Origin of the sequence: uncultured Ruthenibacterium sp. (assembly GCF_963558415.1) — a bacterium.
GTDB lineage: Bacteria > Bacillota > Clostridia > Oscillospirales > Ruminococcaceae > Ruthenibacterium.
On sequence record NZ_CAUWGY010000014.1, the window covers coordinates 24,170 to 46,265 of the forward strand.

Annotated in this window: 28 protein-coding genes; 22 read left to right on the forward strand and 6 right to left on the reverse strand. The window is 59.7% G+C overall.

Annotation, left to right across the window (positions count from 1 at the left end; translation table 11 throughout):
* Positions 1-718 precede the first annotated feature (718 nt).
* The 4 genes from AB5H98_RS04080 to AB5H98_RS04095 form a co-directional block, all read right to left on the reverse strand.
* Positions 719-1,549: a carbohydrate ABC transporter permease gene (locus tag AB5H98_RS04080; RefSeq protein WP_367924640.1), complete on the reverse strand. Its 831-nt coding sequence runs from the start codon at positions 1,547-1,549 to the stop codon at positions 719-721.
* Complete coding sequence (locus tag AB5H98_RS04085; protein WP_367924641.1) at positions 1,546-2,400, reverse strand: carbohydrate ABC transporter permease; 855 nt, start codon at positions 2,398-2,400, stop codon at positions 1,546-1,548. The genes AB5H98_RS04080 and AB5H98_RS04085 overlap by 4 nt, the downstream gene beginning before the upstream one ends.
* Positions 2,401-2,409: 9 nt before the next feature.
* Positions 2,410-3,711, reverse strand: coding sequence for an ABC transporter substrate-binding protein (locus AB5H98_RS04090; protein ID WP_367924642.1), 1,302 nt, complete (start codon positions 3,709-3,711; stop codon positions 2,410-2,412).
* A gap of 225 nt (positions 3,712-3,936) precedes the next feature.
* Entirely contained in the window at positions 3,937-4,134 is a 198-nt protein-coding gene (locus AB5H98_RS04095; protein WP_367924643.1) for a hypothetical protein, read from the reverse strand.
* A gap of 279 nt (positions 4,135-4,413) precedes the next feature.
* On the opposite strand from AB5H98_RS04095, the gene AB5H98_RS04100 reads away from it, so the two are divergent.
* Both AB5H98_RS04100 and AB5H98_RS04105 read left to right on the forward strand, forming a co-directional pair.
* Entirely contained in the window at positions 4,414-5,625 is a 1,212-nt protein-coding gene (locus AB5H98_RS04100) for a sensor histidine kinase (RefSeq protein WP_367924644.1), read from the forward strand.
* A gap of 14 nt (positions 5,626-5,639) precedes the next feature.
* The gene (locus AB5H98_RS04105) at positions 5,640-6,410 is read left to right on the forward strand and encodes a helix-turn-helix domain-containing protein (RefSeq protein WP_367924645.1); all 771 of its coding nucleotides are present in this window, start codon (positions 5,640-5,642) and stop codon (positions 6,408-6,410) included.
* A gap of 34 nt (positions 6,411-6,444) precedes the next feature.
* On the opposite strand, the gene AB5H98_RS04110 is transcribed toward AB5H98_RS04105, so the two are convergent.
* On the reverse strand, positions 6,445-6,870 hold the full coding sequence (locus AB5H98_RS04110) for an ImmA/IrrE family metallo-endopeptidase (protein ID WP_367924646.1): 426 nt from the start codon (positions 6,868-6,870) through the stop codon (positions 6,445-6,447).
* Between the two features lie 15 nt (positions 6,871-6,885).
* A complete protein-coding gene (locus AB5H98_RS04115; RefSeq protein ID WP_367924647.1) occupies positions 6,886-7,239 on the reverse strand; it encodes a helix-turn-helix domain-containing protein in 354 nt (117 codons plus the stop codon).
* Between the two features lie 247 nt (positions 7,240-7,486).
* On the opposite strand from AB5H98_RS04115, the gene AB5H98_RS04120 reads away from it, so the two are divergent.
* From AB5H98_RS04120 to AB5H98_RS04215, 20 genes are all read left to right on the forward strand, one after another.
* Positions 7,487-7,654: a hypothetical protein gene (locus AB5H98_RS04120; protein WP_367924670.1), complete on the forward strand. Its 168-nt coding sequence runs from the start codon at positions 7,487-7,489 to the stop codon at positions 7,652-7,654.
* Positions 7,655-7,679: 25 nt separating this feature from the next.
* A complete protein-coding gene (locus AB5H98_RS04125; RefSeq protein WP_367924669.1) occupies positions 7,680-8,189 on the forward strand; it encodes a DUF6291 domain-containing protein in 510 nt (169 codons plus the stop codon).
* Complete coding sequence (locus AB5H98_RS04130; RefSeq protein WP_367924648.1) at positions 8,186-8,494, forward strand: replicative helicase loader/inhibitor; 309 nt, start codon at positions 8,186-8,188, stop codon at positions 8,492-8,494. Before AB5H98_RS04125 ends, AB5H98_RS04130 begins: the two co-directional genes overlap by 4 nt.
* Positions 8,472-8,648 (forward strand): hypothetical protein, encoded by a 177-nt coding sequence (locus tag AB5H98_RS04135; protein ID WP_367924649.1) that lies wholly within the window; start codon positions 8,472-8,474, stop codon positions 8,646-8,648. The genes AB5H98_RS04130 and AB5H98_RS04135 overlap by 23 nt, the downstream gene beginning before the upstream one ends.
* Positions 8,649-9,014, forward strand: a complete 366-nt coding sequence (locus tag AB5H98_RS04140) for a hypothetical protein (RefSeq protein WP_367924650.1) — start codon at positions 8,649-8,651, stop codon at positions 9,012-9,014. It abuts the gene before it with no gap.
* Between the two features lie 103 nt (positions 9,015-9,117).
* Entirely contained in the window at positions 9,118-11,136 is a 2,019-nt protein-coding gene (locus AB5H98_RS04145; protein ID WP_367924651.1) for a hypothetical protein, read from the forward strand.
* A gap of 8 nt (positions 11,137-11,144) precedes the next feature.
* Positions 11,145-11,996 (forward strand): hypothetical protein, encoded by an 852-nt coding sequence (locus AB5H98_RS04150; RefSeq protein ID WP_367924652.1) that lies wholly within the window; start codon positions 11,145-11,147, stop codon positions 11,994-11,996.
* 7 nt (positions 11,997-12,003) lie between these two features.
* Positions 12,004-12,459: an HNH endonuclease gene (locus AB5H98_RS04155; protein ID WP_367924653.1), complete on the forward strand. Its 456-nt coding sequence runs from the start codon at positions 12,004-12,006 to the stop codon at positions 12,457-12,459.
* A complete protein-coding gene (locus AB5H98_RS04160) occupies positions 12,411-13,052 on the forward strand; it encodes an SMI1/KNR4 family protein (protein ID WP_367924654.1) in 642 nt (213 codons plus the stop codon). Before AB5H98_RS04155 ends, AB5H98_RS04160 begins: the two co-directional genes overlap by 49 nt.
* A 149-nt stretch (positions 13,053-13,201) precedes the next feature.
* Positions 13,202-13,642, forward strand: a complete 441-nt coding sequence (locus AB5H98_RS04165) for a MarR family winged helix-turn-helix transcriptional regulator (RefSeq protein ID WP_367924655.1) — start codon at positions 13,202-13,204, stop codon at positions 13,640-13,642.
* A gap of 92 nt (positions 13,643-13,734) precedes the next feature.
* A complete protein-coding gene (locus AB5H98_RS04170) occupies positions 13,735-15,120 on the forward strand; it encodes an MATE family efflux transporter (RefSeq protein WP_367924656.1) in 1,386 nt (461 codons plus the stop codon).
* Positions 15,117-15,704, forward strand: a complete 588-nt coding sequence (locus tag AB5H98_RS04175; RefSeq protein ID WP_367924657.1) for an AAA family ATPase — start codon at positions 15,117-15,119, stop codon at positions 15,702-15,704. The genes AB5H98_RS04170 and AB5H98_RS04175 overlap by 4 nt, the downstream gene beginning before the upstream one ends.
* Before the next feature lie 233 nt (positions 15,705-15,937).
* Positions 15,938-16,339 carry a helix-turn-helix domain-containing protein gene (locus AB5H98_RS04180; RefSeq protein ID WP_367924658.1) on the forward strand — a complete coding sequence of 134 codons (402 nt, stop codon included), beginning with the start codon at positions 15,938-15,940 and terminating at the stop codon, positions 16,337-16,339.
* An 11-nt stretch (positions 16,340-16,350) separates the two neighbouring features.
* Positions 16,351-17,934: a hypothetical protein gene (locus tag AB5H98_RS04185; protein WP_367924659.1), complete on the forward strand. Its 1,584-nt coding sequence runs from the start codon at positions 16,351-16,353 to the stop codon at positions 17,932-17,934.
* 25 nt (positions 17,935-17,959) lie between these two features.
* On the forward strand, positions 17,960-18,121 hold the full coding sequence (locus AB5H98_RS04190; RefSeq protein ID WP_367924660.1) for a hypothetical protein: 162 nt from the start codon (positions 17,960-17,962) through the stop codon (positions 18,119-18,121).
* Positions 18,118-19,653, forward strand: a complete 1,536-nt coding sequence (locus AB5H98_RS04195; protein WP_367924661.1) for a portal protein — start codon at positions 18,118-18,120, stop codon at positions 19,651-19,653. Before AB5H98_RS04190 ends, AB5H98_RS04195 begins: the two co-directional genes overlap by 4 nt.
* Positions 19,650-19,823 (forward strand): hypothetical protein, encoded by a 174-nt coding sequence (locus AB5H98_RS04200; RefSeq protein ID WP_367924662.1) that lies wholly within the window; start codon positions 19,650-19,652, stop codon positions 19,821-19,823. The genes AB5H98_RS04195 and AB5H98_RS04200 overlap by 4 nt, the downstream gene beginning before the upstream one ends.
* 37 nt (positions 19,824-19,860) lie before the next feature.
* The gene (locus AB5H98_RS04205; RefSeq protein WP_367924663.1) at positions 19,861-20,505 is read left to right on the forward strand and encodes a hypothetical protein; all 645 of its coding nucleotides are present in this window, start codon (positions 19,861-19,863) and stop codon (positions 20,503-20,505) included.
* A gap of 21 nt (positions 20,506-20,526) precedes the next feature.
* The gene (locus AB5H98_RS04210) at positions 20,527-21,585 is read left to right on the forward strand and encodes a hypothetical protein (protein ID WP_367924664.1); all 1,059 of its coding nucleotides are present in this window, start codon (positions 20,527-20,529) and stop codon (positions 21,583-21,585) included.
* A gap of 59 nt (positions 21,586-21,644) precedes the next feature.
* Complete coding sequence (locus AB5H98_RS04215) at positions 21,645-22,022, forward strand: hypothetical protein (RefSeq protein ID WP_367924665.1); 378 nt, start codon at positions 21,645-21,647, stop codon at positions 22,020-22,022.
* The last annotated feature ends 74 nt before the right edge of the window (positions 22,023-22,096 follow it).

Here is a 22,096-nt window from a genome sequence, read left to right on the forward strand (position 1 = left end):
CAGAACGGGAAGTTCTTTGTGATGTCCGCGATGTGCTCGCCCCGCTTGCCGCGGGTCAGCGCCGCGCCCCCAAGGCCCGACACATTGGAGTACACCATGGAAAACCGTGTGTCCTGCGCCGCGCACCACAGCGCCGTTTTACCCGCCCGGGAACAGCCCACCACGGCCGCCCGGTCCGGGTCTGTCAGCCCCTCGGCCAACAGAAAGTCCAGCGCGCGGCTGCCCGCCCAGGCCCAGGCGCCCAGCGCGCCCCAGCCGTCGGGTGCGCGCTCGCCCTCGCCCAAAACGCCCCGCTGCCAGCGGGTCTTGTCGTCGGCGCACACGTCGCCGCACAGCACCTGCACCGCGCAAAGGCCCACATCCGTCAGCACGTCCATGGGGAAAAAGCCGTACAGATACTCCGGCGGGCAGTCCTTGTGCAGCGCCTCTTCAAACGGGTCCAGCATCATCACCGTGGGAAAAGGCCCGCCCTCGTCCGGCGTCCACACCCGCACGCGCAAGGGCGGCAGGGGCTTTGTGCCCGTAAAGTACAGCGTGTAATCCCGCCGCACGTTTTTGCCGCCCCGGCACACAGGGTCCGTGTGCGTGCACACCGCGTGCGAGAGTTTCGCCGATAAATTTGGCGTGCGGCCGTACACATGCGCCGAAAACAACTCCAAAAGCTGCCGGCGGCCCGCCTCGTCCAAGGGGGGAATGCCGGGAATGTGAAACGTTTTGTTCATCCTTTCCCCGCCCCTGCCGTAATGCCGCTGACAATGTATTTTTGCAGCGTGAAATAAACCGTCAAAACCGGGATCATGGACAGAAGGAACACCGCAAAGGCCATGCCCAGCGCCACCGAGTTTTTGCCGAAAAAGTAGTACTGGGTCAGCGAGAGCGTGCGCACCTCCTCGGCCTGAAGCAACACCACCGAGATTTGGAAATCGTTCCAAACGCTCAACACGTTCAGCACCGCCGACGTGCACAAAATGGGTTTCATCAGCGGCAGAACGATGCGGAAAAACGTGCCGTAGGCGCCGGTGCCGTCGATCATGGCGGCCTCTTCCAATTCGTAGGGGATGTTCTTCACAAAGCCCGTGATGACCAGCGTTGTGAACGCCACTTCAAAGCTGATTTTTACAAGCGAGAACCCGGACAGCGTGTCGATGAGGCCCATCCATTTCAAATTTTTATAAAGGGGCGTCATGATGGCCTGGAACGGCACCAGCGTGGCCGCCAGCATCAGATAGTACATGGCCGTGTAGAACCGGCTGTGGCGCCGGGCCAAAATGTACGCCGACATGCTGCACACCAGCGTCAGCACCAATACGCACACCACCGTGGTCACAAGGCTGTTGCCCAGCGCCCGGAAAAAATGAGACTGCTCGATGCCGTCGGTGAAGTTTTGCCAGTGAATGGATGTGGGAAAGGCCAGCCGGTCCAAAGCAAGCTCTTTTTTGGACTTGACCGCGTACACCAGCACAATGTAAAACGGCGAAATGTACAAAAGCGTGCACAAAGCCTTCAGCACCAGCGCCGCCGTGTTCTTTGCACGTTTTGACAAAATCACAGCTCCACCTCCCGCGAACGCAGCACCCGGGCCGCCGCCGCCGTGATCAGGAAGATGGCCGCCGTGAACAGCACCGCCACCGCCTGGCCGTAGCCGGCCTTGAAATACCCGAACAGATTTTTGTAAATGAGCACGGCCACGGTCTCACTGGCCCGGCCCGGGCCGCCGCCGGTGGCCGCCATGGGATAGTCGTACACCTTCATGCCCCAGCCAAGATAAATGATCACGTTGGACGTGACCGCCGGGCCCAGCAAAGGCAGCGTGATGCGCGTAAACTGTTTCCAGCGGCTGCATCCCTCGATGTTCGCGGCCTCGTAATAGTCCTGCGGAATGCCCTGCAGCGCCGCCAAAAACACGATCATGCAGTAGCCTGTGTCCGCCCAGATGCAGATGATGGAGATGCCCACCATCACGAACGTGGGCGAAGTCAAAGGATTGGGCAGGTGCAACAAATCGTAAAACACGTCGCTGTACACGTATTTCCAAATGTACGATTGCAGCAGCATGCTCAGACAAAAGGGCATAAAAATCACGGTGCGCATCACGTTGCTGGACCGGCAGGTGCGCCGCACCGCCAGCGCCGCCGCCAGCCCGAACACATTGGAAAACACCACGGTCAGCACCGTGAAGATGGCCGTGTTCTTCACGGCGTTGCCCATGTGCGGGTCCGAAAACACCGCCTTGTAGTTTTCAAGCCCCACCGGGGTGCTGACCTGGCTCATGCCGTCCCACTCGGTCAGGGAAATGGGGATGCCCTGTAAAAAGGGCACCACCACAAACAGCGTGAATAAAATGAGCACCGGGGCCAGAAACGTCAGGTCTACGACCCGCCTTTTCAGGCTCTTGTTCATGACTTCCTCCTATCCGCGAATGCGGGCCATCTCTTGGTCAAGACTTGCCAAAAGTCCGTCTACATCGCCCTTGTTGTCCACAACAAAGCTCTGCAGCGTGGTGTTGTATGCGTCAATGTACTCGGCCGTGTAGTCGGGCACGTCGGCCTTGGCCGCCGCCAGTCCGCTGTCCACGCACTCTTTCACAAACTGCACGTACTCGCTCTGGCTCGAAGTGTCCGCCGCTTTGCAACTGGACAGAATGTTGGTGTGGCTCATCCAAATCTCCGCGGCCTCTGTGTCCACAAGGAAGGACAAGAACGCGAACACTTCGTCCTTGTGAGGCGTGGTGGAGCTGACGATGAACGCGTCGTCCAGCGCACAGCACAGCCGGTTTTCTTCGGCGTTCTCAGACCACGGGTAGGGGAACACGCCGTACTCGTCCTCGGGCTCGGCCGCCAAAACGTCGCCCAAAATCCAACCGCCGTTCACGTACATGGGCCGCTCGCCCGCCGCAAACCGCTCAATGGCCGTGGCCTGGTCTGTGCCAAGGTCTCCGTCGTCCCGCATGGAGCTGATGTAGGCAAACTTTTCAAAGGCGTTTTTCGCAAGCTCGCTGTCGCTGAGCTGTGCGGTGCCCTCTTGAGAAGCCTGGAACAAATCTCCTCCGCCCATGGCCGCCGCCATCGGCACAAGGCCCGCGTCCACTTCCTGATAGCAGGCGTACGTGAAGTTGTAGCCGTGCATCAGCGGGTTTTGTCCCTCGGCCAAAAAGGCCTCGCACACCGCCTGAAACTCGCTCCAGGTAGACGGCACTTCCAGCCCCGCCTCTTCGAACATGGTCTTGTTGTAGAACACGCCCTTCACCTGCACGTCCATGGGCACGCCGTACACGCCGCCATTCCAACTGGCTTCCTCGCGCACTTGGTCTACGATTTTATCCAAAAACTCCGCGTCTGACAGGTCCATGAAATGACCGCCCTCAATGAACTCCACCATGTCACGGGGCGCCCCGAAGAAAATGTCCGGCGCGTCGTTGGCGTTGATGCGGGTCTTGTACATGGTCAAATACGAATCCGTGGGCACCGCTTCCGCGTTCACACGGATGTTTGGATTCTTTGCCTCAAAGGCTGCGATGATCTCGTCCAGCGCCTCCCGCTTGGACGCCTCGCCCATGTAGTGCACCAAATCGATGGTCACCACATCGCCGTCCTGCGAAGTTCCCGACGCGCCCGACGACGCGCTCTCACCGCTCTGGCATCCCGCCAGCAAACTCGTGCTCAGGACCGCCGCCAGCACCGCGGCCGCCGCTTTTCGTAAGCTCTTTTTCATGTTCTCCTCCTTTGTGTGTGGGTTTTTGCTTCCTTGGTTTTTATCATAGAGCCCCCTGCCTGCCTTTGCCATAGGAAAAAAATTCTATTTTATTCGTTTTTTTTCAATTTTCGGGCGGTTTTACCAAAAACCTTTGAAAAAGGGGAGAAATACTGTTATCCTTTACAATAGATTTGGAGGGGATGCGGCATGAAGGGGCTGTGGCAAAAATTTTTCGATTTAAAGCTAATGCACAAGCTCCTGGCGCTGTACGGCGTCATCTGCCTGTTGGTGACCGCGTGCAGCGGGGCCTTTTTTGTGTACGGCACGGCCATCGTGCGCCGGCGCAGCGACGATTTGAGCCAGCAACTGGTGCAGCAGGTGGCCATCAATCTGAACGTGGAGCTGGCGGGCGTGTCCGGCCGGGTGTTCAGCACCTACCATCTGGGCAACCTTCTGGGCGCGGCCTTGCGGCCGTCCGGCGGCGACGATTACAGCGAATTCCGCCGCAATCAGGACATCCATCGCGCCCAGAGCGAGATATTGTACACGGTGTCCGGCGTCAGTTGGGTGTGTACCAGAGACGCCGCCGGCCAGCTTTACACGGACTGCCGGCTCACGGCGTCCTTGCCCGCCGAGCCCGCAAAGTACCTGGCGCGCATAGAGCCGGTGTGCCGCGAAATGGGCGGCACGCTGCACTGGGACGTGCTGGACGACGGCACCGTGGCCGTCAGCCGGCTTGTTTACAATCTCGACACCATGCAGTGGGTGGGCACTGTGGCCGTGGGGCTGGCGCCTCAGGTGTTTGCGGACGTGGCCGACCGGCTGGGCCTGCCGCAGGAGTTGTCTTTGATTTTGTGCGATTCAAGCGGCGACGCCATGTACCACACCCTCGGCGCCGATGCCGACCCGGCCGCGGCGCTCGAAGCCGAAAAAGAGTATGTGGACGAAAGCGGCGTGCGGTATCTGTGCACCCAAAGCACGCTGCCCGCCAGCGGTCTGCGGCTGGTGCAACTGAACGATTTGTCCGGGGCCGAGCGGGCCATCCGCGACTTGGCGCTTGCCACGGCGGGTTTGTGCCTTGCAACGCTGGCGCTGGTCACGCTGTTGACGGCGCTTTTGCTTTCCAGACTTGACCGCAACGTGCGAAAGGTCATGCAGGGCGTGCAGGCTCTGTCCGAGGGAAAACTGGACACCCGCCTTTCGCCCCGGGACAAGGACGAGATCGGCCGCATCGCCCTGGCCATCGACCAGATGGCCGGCCGCATTCAGGATCTGGTGCAGAAGGTGGAAGAGGACGCCGCCCTCATCGAAAAGGCCAAGTACCAGCGGCTCATGTCCCAGTACCACGTGCTGCAGTCCCAAATGAACCCCCATTTTCTGTTCAACACGCTGGAGACCATCAACGCGCTGGCCAAAATGCACGGGGACGAGCAAATCGGCGCGTGTACGCGCAAATTGGCAAAGCTGTCCCGCAGCAATCTCGAGCGCACCACGGCCCAGTGCCCGCTCAGTGAAGAAATCGAGTACATCGAGACCTACGTGGCCGTGTACGAGGACATGTATCCCGGCCGGTTCACTTTGACAGAAAACTGGGACCGGGATTTGGACGAGACCCCGGTGCCCACCTTTTTCTTGCAGCCCATCGTGGAAAACGCCATTCTGCACGGTCTGGGGCCCAAGGTGGGGCACGGACATCTGCACTTAGAGGCCCGGCTGTGGGAGGACCATCTTCTGGTGGTGGTCGAGGACGACGGCGTTGGCATGGACCCGGCCACGCTCACCCGGCTTTTGGACAGCCCGGGAACAAACCGCCACTTCGGGCTTTGCAGCGTGCACCAGCGCATCCGGCTGTTGTACGGCGAAGAGTACGGTCTGGAAATCGTGTCAAAGCCCGGCTGCGGAACTTGCGTCAAAGCGCGTTTGCCCATCTGAAAGGAGAGAGAGCAATGTACAAAGTGGCCATTCTGGACGACAACCCCGCGGTGGTGCGCTCCATTGCCGAGACCGTGGACTGGCAGGGCCTGTCCTGTCAGGTGTGCTTCACCTGCGGCAACGGCGCCGACGGCTGCCGGCTTTTGCTGACCCACCGGCCTCACATCGTGGTCACGGACATCATGATGCCCGGGCTCACGGGCCTCGAGATGAAAAAAGCCGTGGACGCCTTTCTGCCGCACACCCAGTTCATCGTGCTCACCGGGTACGGCTGCTCCGAGTACGCCCGCCAGGCCGTGCGGCTGCGGGTGTTCGACTACATCCCCAAACCCGTGTCCAACCGGGAACTGGAAAAAGTGGTGGCCGAGGCCATCGCCGCCGCCGAGGGCAAAACAAACGCCGCGCAGCCCGAAAACCCCGTCGAGAGCACCCTGGCCCAGGTGCGCGGCCGCCGGGCGCAGTGCTCCGGCCTGACGCTGGCCGCCTTGGACTACATCCACAGCCACATAGACGTTGAGATCACCCTGCACACCACCGCCCAGACCCTGCTCATCACAAGCTCCTATCTGTCCACGCTGTTCAAAAAGGAGACCGGCGTCAGCTTCGTAAGGTACGTGACCATGGTCAAGCTGGACCGGGCCTGCCATCTGCTGGCCGACCCGCGCAACAAAGTCTACGAAGTGGCCGGCATGGTGGGCTATCAGGACTACGGCTACTTTTATCAGGTGTTCCGCAAATACTACGGCTGCGCCCCCGGCGATTGGCCAAAACACGCCGCAACGTAAATAAAAGCCGGTCAAGCATTGCTTGACCGGCTTTTTATTCGTTTGTGCGAAAGCGCACGCCCCGGCGCTTTGTCCAGTACTCCAGCGCCTTGCGCACATAGCTCTCGGGAAATCCGTACCACTCCGCCAGTTGCCAGGGCTCGGTCAGCCCTGCGTCGATGGCGCTTTGCAGTTCGTTTGCCGGCAGATAGTGCTCAAACGCCCACCGGTCTGCCTTGTACTCGTGCTTTTCCACCAGGTCCCAGGGGCTCGCCACCGAGTGCGTGCACCCTGTGGCACAGTGCCCGATCTCGTGGCCCAAAGCCTCCTGGTACTGGTCCACGCTACCCAATTTTGAAAAATCCAGAAAGATCGCGTACTCGCCCCCCATCTCCAGTGTGGCTGCGTCCGTGAACCCGATGGAGTGGCAAAACAACCGGATACGCCGACGCCGTATGTCCCGGTACATCTTTGAAAGCAACCTTTTCTGCCTCCTTCAGTCTTTTTTCTCCGCCTTTTGCGCCGCCCGGAAAATCCGCGCCATCTCCAGTAATTTGTCCCGGTTCTCCTGGGTCAATTCCCGCGTCTCCCGGTGCAGTGCGTATGTGAAATCGTCAAACCCCAGCTCCGGCACCTTGCTCTCACTGGCCCCCGTCAGCCAGTCCGGGTTTACTTCCAGCGCCCGCCCAATGGCCTGCACCACCGGCATCTTCACGTTGGCGATCACCCCCTGCTCGTACCTTTGAATGGTGCTGCGTGCAAGCCCTGTGGCCTGTGCCACCTGCTGCAACGTCATGCCCGCCTCTTTGCGCGCCTGCCCAATTCGTTTTCCAATTTCTTGCGGATTCATTGTGTTCTCTCCTTTTCGAAGATTTTGATTGCATTGTATCACAACTTGTAGCGCAATGCAACAAATTTTAGAAAAAAGTTGCAAAATGCTATTGACAGACGGGGCGCAAAGGGGTATTCTGGTACCAGAGAGTTGCATAGCGCAACAAAAAGAAGGGAGAGAGTAGCTTGAAGCAACAAACTTGGAACCCTGCTTATAGGATACCAGAACATATGTCCCAAAAACGGGACTTTGAGGGGGTGCGGCGATGGAGAGGATAAGCGGAAGGCGGCCGGCCTTTGACGTATACGCCGAGGCGCGGGCGCTGCTTGTGTGTCCGGCCTGCGGGGCGCCGGTGTACACAGGGGACCGGTATTTTATGGACGGCGTGGGCCGGCCCATCGCCTGCGAGCACTGCCCCTCGGTGCTGGCGTGAAGGGGACAAGCGGCATGGCCAGGGAATATTTTCACGCCTATCACAGTTATCTTGCAGCCATGGAGCCGCTGACGGACGAAGAGCGGGGCGGCTGTTTGCGGCGCTGCTTTCGTACAGCGCCACAGGCAACGAGCCAAAGCTTTCTGGCAACGAGCGGTTTTTGTTTCCCACCATGCGCCAGCAAATCGACCGGGACGCCCGGGCCTACCGGGAAAAATGCGAAAAGAACCGGCGCAACGGGGCGCTGGGCGGCAAAAGCGAACGGTGCCCATCGCCCCCCAAGGAGAAGGAAAAGGAAAAGACAAAGACAAAGGAAAAGGAGGAAGAAGGGTTTTGTCCCCCCAGTCTGTGCCAGGTACAGGCGTATTGTCACGGGCGAAACAGCACGGTGGACGCCCAGCGCTTTGTAGACTTTTACACAGCCAACGGCTGGCGGGTGGGGTCCAATCCCATGCGGGACTGGAAAGCGGCGCTGCGCACGTGGGAGCGTCGAACAGCGCCTGGGGACAATCCCTTTTTGCAGGAAGATTTATGACGCGCCAGGAAGTAAAACGATTCATGGCGGTGATCCGGGCGGCGTATCCCAGTTTTTACAAGGACGCGGACCCGGGCACCCTGCGGGCGGCCACAGAGCTGTGGGCCAAAAGCCTTGCGCCTTTGAGCTACGCGGACGCGGGCCGGGCGCTGGAAGTGCTTTTGCGCCAAAACCCCTATCCGCCCACCGTGGCCGACGTGTGGAAAGCGGCCCAGCAGGTGCGCAGTACGCTGCGCTTGCGCCGTGCGCCGGTGTTCCGGCTGCCAGAGAAAGGAGACGAACATGGAACTGAGGAAAGACATTGACCGAAAGCGCCGGCTGGTGCGCATTTTGCGCCGGTGCACGCCGCCAACCGACAAGGAGTTTGCCCGCCGGTGTCCGCGGACCCATTGTCCCTGGCGGCGGGACGGCGCGCAGGTGTGCGTGCTGGCTTGCTGCATGAACAAAGGAGGAGTGTAAATGGACCGAAAAGACCTGGAGCAGTACGAGCGGTTCTGGCGGGCAAACCGCAGCATTGCCGAGCGGGCTGGCGAAGAGGGCGCTGCCCCGCTCGCCAAGGACCGGGACTGGCTGGCCAACCGGCGGTTTTTGCGCGCGGTGGACAAGGCCATCGCCTCTGTGCAGGACCCTTTGGAGCGGGAGGTGCTGCGGCTGCGGTACACGGATTTCCGGCTGGGCCGGCGCATGACCTGGCCCGAGGTCACAGCTCAGCTCTACCCGGGCCGCCGGCCGGACCGCAAAACCATGTACCGGCTGCACGCATCGGCGCTGCGCCATCTGGAAAGGTGCGATTCGAACGCAAAACCTGATCCGCCCCGCCGCTGACCGGCTCTCAAAAAAGGCCCCGCCGCCGGCACCCGGCGCCCCACGCTGCGCCTTGTTTGTCCCATGAAGCGAACTTTAAAATGGCAGCCAAGGAGGGCTGACCATGGGAAAACAGTGGAAAAATCGGCGCACAAAACAACGCCAAAAGGAGCAAGACGACCGCATCCGGAAAAAGTATGTGGACTCGCAGGCGGCCGAGAGCCGGTGGGAGGAGCAGCCGGCTTCGTCCCAAAAGTATGTGGACTCGCAAGCGGCTGAGAGCCGGTGGGGGCAGCCGGCTTCGTCCCAAAAGTATGTGGACTCGCAGGCGGCCGAGAGCCGGTGGGGGCGGCCGGCTTCGTCCCAAAAGTATGTGGACTCGCAGGCGGCTGAGAGCCGGTGGGAGGAGGACACACAGGCCGAACGTCAGGCACTTGTGGAACCTGAAAGCCAAGCTGCGCAAAGCGAAGACATGCCAAACTGGCTGATGGCCATGGCCACTGTGCAGGACCCGCAGGTGCAGCAGTACCAGCAGGCAGGGCAGGCGCTTGTGGACTTGGCGGGCAAAGTTGCGCAAAACGAGGACGTGCAAAACTGGCTGATGGCCATGGCCACTGTGCAGGACCCGCAGGTGCAGCAGTACCAGCAGGCAGGGCAGGCGCTTGTGGACTTGGCGGGCAAAGTTGCGCAAAACGAGGACGTGCAAAACTGGCTGATGGCCATGGCCACTGTGCAGGACCCGCAGATACAGCAGTACCAGCAGGCAGGGCAGGTAATTTCGGAATATTTGCAAGACCGTCTGGATGAGACCAGCATTTCGGGCAATCCGGCGGGCTATTTGGCCAAGAGTTTCGGCTCAGGCGTTGTACAGAGCGGAGAGGGCATTTGGAATGCCGGTGTAGGCCTTGGCGAAGGGTATCTGCAATTTTATGCGAACACCGGGGGCATGAACGACAGCTCGATTCCTTTGCAGGATTATCGGCGAATCTTAAATTTATTTGGAGAAGAATACCAGCAAATCAATGAGGACATAGATAAAACTGAGCAAGAGGTCTCGGATGAGTTCTCGGCGTTTGCAGAAGATAACCTGTACAGCCGTTATGGGAAAAACTGGTACAAGCGGATTTTGGATGAATATGATCCGCAGGGCCTGTGGGCCACAGCCGGAAATATAACAAATGAGCTGGGTCAGGCACTGCCCAATTTGATTCCGAATCTATTTTTTCAAATCCTCGGGCTCATCAGTCAAATAGGCAACACCTTCGTCGACGGCCGGGACATGGGAATGGATAGCTCGCAGGCTGTTGGCTATGCGTTGGGGTCCGCTGGGGTAGATAAGTTCTTAGAAAAGGCATTTGACATAATCCCAAATTCTGTAAGCGATGATCTTACCAGAGGCATTTTGGAAACAGCGGGCGGAGCGGCGCAGGGCGGCGCGTCGAGCATAGCGGATCTGGCGATGCAGCACAAAATTTTGAACAGCGATGAGTCGATGGGTCAAACACTGGTGGATCATTCTCCCGAGATTTTGGAGCAAATAGGAACAGGTTTTTTGCTCAGCGCAGGCGGGCAAGCGGTATCGGGCGGAAAAAAGGTGTTCGACCAGTACTTCCCCGATACGAACGATTCCAAGCCTGCTGTGGACAGTACGTTTTCGCAAAAAAATCACAGCGATGCTTCAAATTCCGTCCAAAGCTCGCTCCAGCCCGAAAATCCGGCCATTTTCAACCAGCCGCTCGTTGGGGAAGGCTCCGCGTTTTACCGGATTCTGGAACAGAGAATCGCCGCCGAAAACAATTTTGTGGACCAGCAAGTGACCGCCTGGAACAAAATACTGGACGAGCAAAACGCCGCTGTGAACGGGATACTGGACCAGCAAAGTGCCGCCATGAACAGCGTGCTGGACCGCGAAAGCACCCTTTTTGACCGGCCGCCTTTTGCAGAAGGGGAAAATCCCTTTGCGGGAATGGACCAGGCGCAAATCCAAAACGAACTGGAAAACTATGTCAACTTTTTGTCGAATCAAAAGGCGTTTCAGGGCATGAGCGCTGAGGAAATCCAAGAGGAATTGGAAAAGATGCTGTCTTGGAGCCTGCTTTCTAACGGTGCAACAGATAAAAAATCAGATGTGCCGAAGCGGTGATCGGCGGCATGACCGGCAACGGCACACCGATTCGGGAAATGTCCAATATCTGGGGCGAGGACTATGAGCAGGCTTGGAAGTCCATCGAAGAGAGTCTGCCCAAATATCACAGCACCAAGGGAATGACGTGGCAGCAGGAAATTCAGGACAAATATGATCCCCAGAGCGCTTGGCCGGTGGCCGGCGGTGTTGCCACCGGTGTGGGCACGATCCTTCCCTTTTTGCCCGCCGGCCAATTGGCCCCGGTTTTCTCCTTTTTAAGCACCGCGGGCAACTCCTCGGTACAGGCCCAGGAGGCCGGCGTCGACTTTGAAGATGCCTATCTCTATGGCTTGTCCACAGGTGCGCTGAACACCGTCATCGACATGGTCTCGGGGGGAATCGGCGGCATCGGGAAGGGCTATCTGGACGACCTCATCGATCCGCTGGCCCACAGAGTGATCGGCTCGCTGGGGAAAGATTTTGTGAGAGTGGGCGGTGAGTTCGCCGAGGGGTATGTGTCCGAGGTGGGCGATGCCTTTCTCCAAAAGATCTGGAACGGGGACGAAAGCGGCTTTTGGGACACCTTGGCCGCAGCCCAGCCGACGGCGCTGAACAGTGCGTTCCAGGACCTGCTCCTCAGCGCTGTTCTGCGCACGCCGGGCAGGGTGCGGCAAGGTCTGGAATATGTGCAAAACAGCTCCGGCCAACGCACGGCCTCACCAGATGTTCATGGACAGCAAAGTGTACAGGGTTTTTTGCGAAGACCGCTTGACAGTTATTCCGGCATGGAAGATAATGGAAATGTCAACTCAGACACTGACCTTTCACAAATAAAATCCCAGCAGGAGCCGGACGAAGTGCTGGCGGCGCACCTTTGAACAGGTGGTGGATGACTACGCCCAGATTTATGCGGTGAATGTGTATTCCAACCGGGTCTGGTCGTGGAAGAAGAATTTGCCGGGAAATCTCAAATCCAGAAAGATGCGCAAGCAAATCAAGACCCGGGCACAGGAGCTGGGGCTGATTCCGGCGGTCAGGGTCACAAAGCAGGACGGCATGCGGTTTGGAACGGCGGATTTTGAGTCTGCACATCTGGTTCGATTGCGAGCGCAACTGCCCGAATCCATGTGGAAAATGGACAACTGGAAACAGTTTGTATGGCTGGATGCCCAAATCGGAGGCAGACCGCAGGGATATACCTGGCACCATTCGGCGGTGCCGGGCAAAATGGAGCTGGTGCCCTTTGGCATCCACAACATCACAGCGCATAATGGCGGTAGGACACGCGGCCAATGGGTCGATTTCACATCATGGGGAGGAATCATTGTATGCTGCATTTAAAAGGAGACACCATTGTCTATCCGCTGCCGGATGATAAACTGCTGGACGAGTACGAGGAGTTCTGGCAGGTCCAATTCCCCGAGGACTACCGGGCCTTCCTCAAACAGTACAACGGCGTGCAGGTGGTGGAGAACGCCATTCCCACCGCCCGGAACACCTGGGCGCTGGTCCGCTTTTTCTGCGCTTTGAACGAGCCCGACCAAAGCGAGAGCGGATGCTACGATCTCATGGTGGTGGAGAGTCCCATCGAGGATTTCCTCACCGACGACGAGGACGCCGACCCGGTCAAGTACGCGCCCATCGGGGAAGTGTTCGGCGGGTGCTTTTTGTGCCTGGACTACCACAAGGGCCCCAAAAATCCCGGCGTGTGCATTCTGGACGTGGAGAACTCCGGCGAGTTCGAGCCCGTCACCTATCCCGTGGCAAAATCCTTCTCGGAATTTCTGTCCTTGCTGAAAATCCCCGAAGACCTCTCGGGCTTGCCCGCCGATTACGTGGAAAAACAAATGGCGCAGCCCCATTTGATCGAATTTGCCACGCAGGCCGCGCAGCCCGCCAAACAGGAGGGCTGGAAATGGCCCTGGCAGCGCTGAAAAAAGCCGGTCCGGTGTTCCCGGACCGGCTTTTTTGCGCCCTTTTTTAAGGCGAGTCGACCAAAGTCGAGTTTTTTGGCCCGGGCTTGACTTTCGTTTTCAAATCCTTATAATAAGTAATTGGTTACTTATTTTGAGGAGATGAGCTTATGGCTGCACCCATGCCTTTTGGGCTGAAAATCGCCCTTTTGAACCGGGCTTTTCACAAAAAGCTGGACGAAGAGGCTGCGGCCATGGGTCTGACGGCGGTACAGTTGCGGGTACTGGGCTCGCTCAGCCGGCTGGAGGCGTCCGGAGCAGAGGAAGTGCATCAAAACGATTTGGAATCCATCGAACATGTGACCCATCCGGCCATGACAAAGCTGCTGCGCAGGCTGCAAGCCAAAGGCTTTGTGGAATGCGCGCCCTCGGTGCAGGACCGGCGGTACAAGGTCGTGCGCTGCACACAGCGCTCCCAGGGCATCCATACGCTCATTCTTGAGCAGGACCGCCGGGCGATGGACGCGCTGTTGGGCGCGCTGAGCCCCGACGAACAGCAGCAGTTTGTAAAAATGACCGACCGGCTGCTCGAGCAAATCGACCAAATTTGATCTGCCCAAAAAGGCAGCGCACCGAACACTCGGTGCGCTGTCTGCTTTTCTGCCTTAATAGGTAACCAGTTACTTAATAAGGAGAGAGGAAAATGGAAAAAACGAAAAGTGCGTTTGCCACCGAGCCGGTGGGAAAACTGGTGGCAAAGTTTGCCATTCCGTGTGTGATTTCGCTTTTGGTGAATTCGCTGTACAACATTGTGGACCAAATCTTCATTGGCTGGGGCGTGGGGTACATGGGCAACGGGGCCACCAACGTGGTGTTCCCCATCACCATTGTAGCGCTGGCGCTGGCGCTGATGATCGGCGACGGCGGCGCGGCGTATCTGAGCTTAAAGCTGGGAGAGGGAGATTTGGAAAACGCCCGGTGGGGCGTGGGCAACGCGCTGGCGCTGGTGACGGTGGTCAGCATCGTGCTCACGGCGGTGTTTCTTTGTTTCATCCGGCCCATTTTGACGCTGTTCGGCGCCACAGATGCGCTGATGGACTACGCGCTTGAGTACGGCTATGTCATCGGCGCGGGGCTTGTGTTCATGATGATCCCCGCGGCGCTGAACTCCATCATCCGGGCCGACGGCGGGCCCAAGTACGCCATGTTCAGCATGGCTTTGGGCGCTGTCATCAACACGGTGTTTGACCCCATCTTTATTTTCGGGTTCGGCATGGGCGTGCGCGGCGCGGCCATTGCCACGGTCATGGGCCAGGTGGCCAGTTTCGTGGTGTCGGCGGTGTATCTGCCCCGGTTCAAAAGCCTGCGGCTGCATCTCGACGCCTTTCGCCTGCAAAGGCGCGTGTGCGCAAATCTCGTGAGCTTCGGCGTCAGCAGTTTCATCACCCAGTTCGCCATCACCATCGTCATGGCGCTGACAAACAACCTGCTGGCAAGTTACGGAGCTTTGTCGGTGTACGGCTCCGAAATCCCCCTCACGGCCACGGGCATCGTCATGAAAGTCAATCAGATCCTCATTTCCATTTTGGTGGGCATCGCCGTGGGCGCACAGCCCATCCTTGGCTTCAACTACGGGGCCAAAAATTTTTTGCGGGTCAAAAAAACGCTGGACATCGCCTTGGTCGCCTCCGAAATCATCGCGGTTTTGGCCTTTCTCATCTTCCAACTGGCGCCCATGAGCGTGGTGCGCCTGTTTGGCTCCGAAGAGGGCCTTTACAACGAGTTCGCCGTTTTGGCCTTCCGCATCTTTTTGCTGTTGTGCCCGCTGACCGGCTTTTCGACCGTGGTGGCCGTGTACTTGCAGGCCGTGGGCAAACCCGGAAAATCAGCGCTTTTGTCGCTGTCGCGTCAAATCATCTTCTTTGTGCCCACGGCGCTGATTTTGCCCCGGTTCTTGGGCGTCGTGGGCGTTCTGTGGACCGGGCCCGTGGCCGACGGCCTTGCCTTTTTGATGTCGTTGGCACTGTTTGTTTACGAGCGGCGCCAGTTGCACCGCATTGAAACCTTGAAAGGAGCGAAGGCACAATGAAAAACAAAATCATCACCATCAGCCGGGAATTCGGCAGCGGCGGCCGCACCATCGGCAAAGAGACGGCCGCCCGGCTTGACTTGCCCTGTTACGACCGGGAGCTTTTGCAGGACATCGCCAAAGAGAGCGGCTTTGCCGAGGACTACGTCAGCGAGGCCGGCGAGTACGCGCCCGGCGGATTTTTGTCCTCGGCGTTCTCCCATCCGGGCGCCAACCCCAACAACGCCGATTATCTGTGGCAGTTGCAATACAAGCTCATCACCCATCTGGCCCAGCAGGGCCCCTGCGTCATCGTGGGCCGGTGCGCGGATTACATTTTGCACGACAAGGCCGATTGCCTGCGGGTGTTCATCCACGCGGACATGGACTTTCGGGCAAAGCGCATCGTGCAGGTGTACGGCCAGCGCGATGCATCGCCCGAACAGCGGCTGCGCGACAAGGATAAGCGCCGGGCCGCCTACCACCGGTTTTATACCGACATGAAATGGGGCCATGCCCAAAACTACGATTTAACGCTCAACAGCGGCACTTTGGGCATCGATGCGTGCGTGCGCATTTTGTGCGATGTGTATGGAAAAAAATAATCTCACAGCCGGCCGGGTCTTACCCGGCCGGCCTTTTTTTATGCCGAGTCGAGAAAAGTCGAGTTTTTTCGAGTTTTTTGTTTGTCCCCGCGCCGGCACTTTGTGCCCCATCCGGGTCCTTGTGTGCCACAGTCCCGATTTTTTACAATCGGATGTAGAAAAGGCAACGTCTTTTCAGGCCCACGCGGGCCTTTGACCGCGGAAAAGGCCCCACCGGGCCTTTCTCAAACATTTTGTCCGCCTCAAAAGGCGGTTTTGCAGGAGCGATGGATTTGACGAAAAAAACAGATTACTGGTGCACCGGCGAAGGCCTCGCTCTTTTGCAGGGCTGGGCCCGCAACGGGGTGCCGGAAAAGGACATTGCGGCCCGCTGCGGCGTGTCTGCGGCGCAGCTTCGCCGCTGGCGGGCCCAGTACCCCGAGATGGACCAGGCCTTGCGCCAAAATCCGGACGCCGCCGATTATCAGGTGGAGGCCGCGCTTTGGAAAAGCGCTGTCAACGGCAGCACCACCGCACAAATCTACTGGCTGAAAAACCGGCGCGGCGGCGCCTGGCGCGACAAGCCCGAGACAGAGCACGAACAGGCAGGCTCCTTTGAAGAGTACCTGGCCGCCGTGACCGGCGAAGAGTTTTAACGGAGGGACACATGGCAGTCAACACACAGGCCTATCTTGAGACCTATTTGAAAATACGCAGCAAAGAGGGCGCTTTGCTGCCGCTGCACCTCAACGAGCCCCAGAAAAAACTGTACAAGGCGCTCACCGCGCAGTACAAAGCGGGCAAGCCCATGCGGGCCATTGTGTTAAAAGCCCGGCAGATGGGCTTTTCCACCCTGACCGAGGGCATTTTGTTCAAGCGCACAGCCACCCGGTTCCACACGCGCAGCGGCATCATCGCCCATACGGACGAGGCGGCCGCCGGGCTGTTTTCCATCACAAAGCGCATGTACGCCCATCTGCCGGAGCCCCTCAGGCCCCGCTGCACCCAAAGCAGCACCCGGGGCATGGCGTTCGGAGAGCTGGATTCCAGCATCCGGGTCATGACCGCCGGGGGCGAGGGCGTGGGCCGGTCGGACACCTTTCAAAACTTGCACATTTCGGAGTACGCCTTTTGGCCCGGCGACAAAGAGGCCACGCTTTTGGGTCTTTTGCAGGCGGTGCCCAGCGCCCCGGACACGCTGGTGGTCATCGAGAGCACGGCCAACGGGTACGAAGATTTTCAAAAGCGGTGGGCGGCGGCCGTGGCCGGAGAGAGCGATTTTGTGCCCGTGTTCTGCGCCTGGTGGGAGCAGCCCGAATACCGCCGCCGGGCCGATGGCTTTGTGCCCACCCGGGCCGAGCGGGTCTTGCAGCAGCGCTACGGTTTGGACAACGAGCAGTTGAGCTGGCGGCGCTGGTGCATCCGCAACGCCTGCGCAGGCGATGAGCGGCTGTTCCGCCAGGAGTATCCGTCGTGCCCCGAGGAGGCCTTTCTCACCACCGGCGACTGCGTGTTCGACAAGGACGCCGTCAGCGCCCGGCTGGCAAAGGCGCCCTCGCCCATCGTCATGCGCCTGGACGAGCGTCTCGAATGGCGGGACGGCCGCCAGGTGCTGCGGCTGGCCGGCGTGTGCCAGGACCCAAACGGCGCCGTGAATGTGTACGAGCGGCCGCGCCCGGGCGTTCCCTACGTCATCGGCGCCGATACCGCCGGCGACGGCAGCGACTGGTTCGTGGCGCAGGTGGTGGACAACACCACCGGCCGTCAGGTGGCCACCTTGCGCCGCCGGTACGACGAGGACGCCTTCGCCCGCCAGTGCATGTGCCTTGGATACTGGTACAACACGGCGCTTTTGGGCATCGAGGTCAACTTCTCCACCTTCCCGGTCAAGGAGTGCCAGCGCCTTGGCTACCCAAGGCTGTACACCCGCGAGACCGAGGACCGGTACACCCTGCACTACGAAAAGCGGTACGGGTTTCGCACAACGTCCCTGACAAGGCCGCTGCTGGTGGCGGGGCTTGTACAGCAGATGCGCCAGTTCCCGGACAGCGTTCCGGACGCGACCACGCTGCGGGAGATGCTCAGCTTTGTAAAAAACGAGCGCGGCCGGGCCGAGGCCATGGCCGGCACCCACGACGACTGCGTCATGGCGCTGGCCATCGCCCATTACATCCGGCCCCAGCAGGCGTACACTGCCCAAACCGAGACCGATTTTGGCGCAGAGCTCGACAGTTTTCTCAATTTTTGCTGAACGAAAAAAAGAAAGGATGAAAACCATGTTTGTGACGCGAAAACAGTACAACGAATTGTGTGCCCGTCTGGCCGCACTGGAGGCAATGGTCCGTCCGGCCGAGCCGGAACCGGGCAGTCTGGCCGCGCAGTGGGTGCGGTTCTGGGCCTACAACGGAAATCCCCAACTGGGAGGTGAGAGCCGATGACACAGCCTGAACCAAGCACTTTGTGGTCCGAGTACCAGAAAGGCCAGTCCTTCAACAACGCCTTGGGCCTGTACGAGACCGTGGAGCGCAACGAGGACTTTTTCACCGGCAACCAGTGGCGCGGCGTCAACGCGCCGGATCTGGACAAGCCCGTGGTCAACGTGCTCAGCCGGGTGGTGCGCTTTTGCATTTCCACCATCATGTCCGACGACATCGGCGTGGGGCTGGACTCGTTTGACGGCGGCGAAGCCGAAAAGCCCGTTTTGGACATGCTCAGCGACCAGTTCGACAAAATCATGGAGCAGACGGCCTTCAAGAAAAAGGCGCGCGAAGTCATCCGCAACGCCGCCGTGGACGGCGACGGCTGCATGCACTTCTACTTTGACCCCTCGGCGCCCGCTGTGAAAAGCAGCGTGTTTCAGGGCACGCCCGGCGCCATCCGGGCCGAAATTTTGGAGAACACCAACATCCATTTCGGCAATCCCCAAAGCGCCGACGTCCAAAGCCAGCCGTATTTGCTGCTTGTGTACAGGCGCCTTGTCAAAGACGTGCGCAGCATGGCCCAGCACTATGGCATGGACGCAGAGGACATTGTGCCCGACGAGGACGACCATCGCCACGGCGACGCCCCCGAAGACGGAAAAGTAACGGTGATACGCAGATACTGGAAGGAAAACGGAACGGTCTGGTTCACCGAGGCCACCCGTCAGGCCCTGGTGCGGCCAGCCACGGACACAGGTTATCAAAAGTACCCGCTGGCGTTTTTCGCCTGGGAAAAAGTGAAAAATCAGTACCATGGCCAGGCGCTGGTCACGGCGGTCATCCCAAACCAAATCTACATCAACAAGCTGTTCGCCATGGCCATGCAGCACGTGAAGATGATGGCGTTCCCGAAAGTGGTGTACAACAAAAACCTTCTGCCCGGCGGCTGGGACAACCGGGTGGGCGCGGCCATCGGCGTGCCGGGCGACCCGGCGGCGGCCGTGGCGGCAAACTTCCGCGCGGCGGATATGTCAAACCAGGTCATGGAGCTTTTGAACACCATGATCAGCTATACCCGCGACACCATGGGCGCGTCGGACTCGGTGCTTGGCAACGTCACGCCCAACAACACCTCGGCCATCGTGGCCACGCAAAAGGCCACCACCATGCCGCTCGAATTGCAAAAGCAGGATTTTTACGCCTTTGTCGAGGACAGCGTGCGCATTTGGCTGGACATGATGAAGCAAAACTACGGCGTGCGGCCGGTGCACCTTGCCGACGCAGACTCCCAGCGCACAGAGCCCTTTGATTTTTCAAAGCTCGAGGACATGAGCCTGCATTTGAACGTGGAAATCGGCGCAGCCACCTACTGGAGCGAGGTCATGCAGGTCCAAACGCTGGACGCATTGTTCCAGAACGGCATCCTCACCGATGCAGAGGTGTATCTTGAAAACCTGCCCAAGGGCGTGCTCACCGGCCGGGACGAACTGGTCCGGGCCATCCGGGAGCAAAAGGCCGCATCGCAGCTCATGGGAGGTGGCGTGCAATGAGATGTCCCGTGTGCGGGCGGCCGGCCCGCGTTCTGCACGTGGATGAACAGGACCCCGAAGGCGTGCGGGTGACCTGGCTTTGCCCAAACCCCGCGTGCAGCCAGTACAAGCAGCCCTGCGCCCAGCAGGTGCAGAACAAACGCATCGACCCGGCGGACAAGCCGGTTTGATAAAAACGCCGGACAAGGCGGAGAGGAGCAAGACCCGATGGAAGAACAAATCAATCAGACGCAGCCCGAGGGCGAACTGTTCGAATGGGGCGAGGCCGGACAAGGCGAGCAGCCCCCCGAGAGCGAAGCGCCCGAAGCGCCCGAAGCACACGAAGGACCCGAAGCACCCGAAGGACCCGAAGGACCCGAAGAGGGCACCCTGACCGTAAAGTACCGGGGCAAAGAGCAGGCCATCCCGATGAGCAAGGCGAAAACGTTGGCGCAGAAGGGCATGGCCTTTGACGAAGTGTCCCGCAGGCTGGACGCGGCTCTTCCGGCGTATAAGCTGGTGGATGAACAGGCCCGCGCGGCGGGGCTGAGCGTGGACGAGTACGTGGCCAGGGCAACGGGCCAGCCCAACGCCCGCGCCCAGCGCCAGCGCCAGTTCGCGGAGCTTTTGACCTTGTATCCCGAGGCCGTGGGCGCCGAAGGGCGCCTGCCTGCGCAGGTCATGGAGAGCGTGGTCAAAGGCGAGAGCCCGGTGCACGCCTACGAGCGGTACGCCCTTTCGCTGTACCGCATGGGCGAAGGCGCCCGCCGCGCGCACGAGCACAACCGGGCCAGCGTGCCCGGCTCGGCGCAGGGGCTTGGCAACGGCCCGGCGCAGGACCCGTTCACTGCCGGGTGGGACAGCGTCGACTAACACACAAAAAGGAGAGAGAACATGGCAGGACAGACCGTACATCTGCACGAAAAGTATTCCAAAAAGCTGGACCAGGCCTTCACGCTGGAGAGCGTGGTCAAGGGCCGGCTGTGCCGGGAAGAGGAGTTTGTAGGTGCGCGCACGGTGCGCATTTCCAATGTGGACACCGTGCCCCTCAATGACTACGACCGCATGGCCACATCCAACCGCTACGGCACTCCCACCGAGGTGGGCGACACCATCCAAGAGTTGACCATGACCCAGGACAAGAGCTTCTCTGCGGTCATCGACAAGGGCAACAATTTGGACCAGTGCATCAACAAAGCGGGCAAATTCATGAAGATCGAGACCGAGGAAGAGGTCATTCCCGCCTACGACAAATATTGTCTGGGCCGCCTTTGCATGCTGGGCGGCACCATCGTGGGCCAGTCCGAGGCCATCAGCCCGGAAAACGTCATCCAGCGCATGAGCGCGGCGCGCCAGAGCTTTGTCAACAACAAAGTGCCCACGGCAAGCCGCACCTGGTACGTGAACACAGGCGTGTTCAACGCGCTGGTGGAGACCGACCAGTTCAAGAATCTGGAAAAATTGGGCGTCAAGGCCGTGGCCAAGGGCCAGGTGGGCGAGATGTTCGGCGCGCCCGTGGTGGAAGTGCCCGACGAGTATCTGCCCGCAGGCGTCAACTTTTTACTGGTGCATAAGCGCGCCGCCTGCGCGCCGGAAAAAATCGGCGACAACAATCTGCACATCGACCCGCCGGGCATCAGCGGCAACCTCATCGAAGGCCGCTACTATTACGACTGCTTTGTCTACGGCCACAAAGCCGCGGGCATCTACGTGGACGTGACCACCGGCAGCGGCGTGGAGGTGCTGGAAGCGCCCACCATCGCGGCCGCAGGCGGAGCCATCACAGCCACCGGCACCGCGTGGTACACCACCGACGGCACCGACCCCCGTTACAGCGCCAGCCGCAAAATGGGCAAGCAGCCCGAAGTGGAAGAGGGCATGCTGGTGCGCGCCTACCAGGAGGCCGAGGGCAAGTTCCCCTCTGCCGTGGCGGACATGGTCATCACAGGCTGACAAAAGAAGGGTCAGAGGGGCGATGCCTCTGACCCTCTTTTTTCAAAGGAGGGAACGATTTGACAGGCAAAGAGCTTTTTGAGATAAGCGCCGCCTATTTGAGCCAGAACGCCGCCGACAGCGAGGACGCCGAGGAGTTCGCGCCCCACTGGCTGAACGTGCTTTTGGCCGAGGCGCTGCCCACGGAAAATCAGCTCCGGGCCATGGACGGGCGTGAGCCGTTGAGCAGTGCGCCGGTGTTCACAAAGGACACCATGGACAACGCCATCCCCTATTCGGACGCCATCGTAGAGGTGGCGCTGCCCTACGGCCTTGCCAGCGAGCTCATGCGGGACGACGACAACGACTACCGCTGTCAGGACTTCCGCCAAAAGTACATTCTGGCCCTGGGCGAGGCGCTGCGGGTAAAGCCCGAACCCGTCCGGGACTTATATTGAGGAGGCGTCCGTATGCCGACCATGACAAATGTGGGCAATATTCCCACGGCAAGCGTCAAAAGCATGGCGCTGCA

Bases quoted from the DNA above. Each gene is read 5' to 3' on its own strand.
- AB5H98_RS04140 (WP_367924650.1), top strand. From the start codon at position 8,649: ATGGACCGAAAAGACCTGGAGCAGTACGAGCGGTTCTGGCGGGCAAAC.
- AB5H98_RS04175 (WP_367924657.1), top strand. From the start codon at position 15,117: ATGAAAAACAAAATCATCACCATCAGCCGGGAATTCGGCAGCGGCGGC.
- AB5H98_RS04135 (WP_367924649.1), top strand. From the start codon at position 8,472: ATGGAACTGAGGAAAGACATTGACCGAAAGCGCCGGCTGGTGCGCATT.
- AB5H98_RS04130 (WP_367924648.1), top strand. From the start codon at position 8,186: ATGACGCGCCAGGAAGTAAAACGATTCATGGCGGTGATCCGGGCGGCG.
- AB5H98_RS04190 (WP_367924660.1), top strand. From the start codon at position 17,960: ATGTTTGTGACGCGAAAACAGTACAACGAATTGTGTGCCCGTCTGGCC.
- AB5H98_RS04115 (WP_367924647.1), bottom strand. From the start codon at position 7,239: ATGAATCCGCAAGAAATTGGAAAACGAATTGGGCAGGCGCGCAAAGAG.
- AB5H98_RS04145 (WP_367924651.1), top strand. From the start codon at position 9,118: ATGGGAAAACAGTGGAAAAATCGGCGCACAAAACAACGCCAAAAGGAG.
- AB5H98_RS04150 (WP_367924652.1), top strand. From the start codon at position 11,145: ATGACCGGCAACGGCACACCGATTCGGGAAATGTCCAATATCTGGGGC.
- AB5H98_RS04120 (WP_367924670.1), top strand. From the start codon at position 7,487: ATGGAGAGGATAAGCGGAAGGCGGCCGGCCTTTGACGTATACGCCGAG.
- AB5H98_RS04090 (WP_367924642.1), bottom strand. From the start codon at position 3,711: ATGAAAAAGAGCTTACGAAAAGCGGCGGCCGCGGTGCTGGCGGCGGTC.
- AB5H98_RS04185 (WP_367924659.1), top strand. From the start codon at position 16,351: ATGGCAGTCAACACACAGGCCTATCTTGAGACCTATTTGAAAATACGC.
- AB5H98_RS04210 (WP_367924664.1), top strand. From the start codon at position 20,527: ATGGCAGGACAGACCGTACATCTGCACGAAAAGTATTCCAAAAAGCTG.
- AB5H98_RS04160 (WP_367924654.1), top strand. From the start codon at position 12,411: ATGGGTCGATTTCACATCATGGGGAGGAATCATTGTATGCTGCATTTA.
- AB5H98_RS04195 (WP_367924661.1), top strand. From the start codon at position 18,118: ATGACACAGCCTGAACCAAGCACTTTGTGGTCCGAGTACCAGAAAGGC.
- AB5H98_RS04165 (WP_367924655.1), top strand. From the start codon at position 13,202: ATGGCTGCACCCATGCCTTTTGGGCTGAAAATCGCCCTTTTGAACCGG.
- AB5H98_RS04095 (WP_367924643.1), bottom strand. From the start codon at position 4,134: ATGGTAGGTGCTGAACACCCGGCCGGACACGCCCGCCAGCTCCACGTT.
- AB5H98_RS04085 (WP_367924641.1), bottom strand. From the start codon at position 2,400: ATGAACAAGAGCCTGAAAAGGCGGGTCGTAGACCTGACGTTTCTGGCC.
- AB5H98_RS04200 (WP_367924662.1), top strand. From the start codon at position 19,650: ATGAGATGTCCCGTGTGCGGGCGGCCGGCCCGCGTTCTGCACGTGGAT.
- AB5H98_RS04205 (WP_367924663.1), top strand. From the start codon at position 19,861: ATGGAAGAACAAATCAATCAGACGCAGCCCGAGGGCGAACTGTTCGAA.
- AB5H98_RS04105 (WP_367924645.1), top strand. From the start codon at position 5,640: ATGTACAAAGTGGCCATTCTGGACGACAACCCCGCGGTGGTGCGCTCC.
- AB5H98_RS04170 (WP_367924656.1), top strand. From the start codon at position 13,735: ATGGAAAAAACGAAAAGTGCGTTTGCCACCGAGCCGGTGGGAAAACTG.